Raw genomic sequence first — 309 nt, forward strand, 5'->3', positions numbered from 1 at the left:
TCTTGTGAATAAGACCTTTAGTCGCCATACGGTCAACAATTGGTTGTGCAGTAGCGAATGCTTCTGTAGCCGCTTTATGGTCACCACTTTTGATAGCAGCGATGACTTTTTTAACGTATGTACGTAACATAGAGCGACGGCTAGCGTTATGCTGGCGACGCTTTTCAGACTGAAGCGCGCGCTTCTTTGCAGACTTGCTATTAGCCAAGGTGCAACTCCTAAAAACTGGATTTGATACTTTTAAGGCCGAGGAATATGCCTGCTTTTTGTCGCCTTGTCAACGACTACAGCTGAATAATCATCATAAAG

1 protein-coding gene is annotated in these 309 nt (G+C 44.3%); it reads right to left on the reverse strand.

Features of this window, described 5'->3' with window-relative positions:
- A partial coding sequence (rpsT, locus tag H5185_RS22555; protein WP_182743372.1) for a 30S ribosomal protein S20 occupies nucleotides 1–208 on the reverse strand: 208 nt, incomplete at its 3' end.
- Nucleotides 209–309 lie beyond the last annotated feature (101 nt).

It is taken from the genome of Shewanella sp. SG44-6 (assembly GCF_014164185.1).
GTDB classification, from domain to species: domain Bacteria; phylum Pseudomonadota; class Gammaproteobacteria; order Enterobacterales; family Shewanellaceae; genus Shewanella; species Shewanella vesiculosa.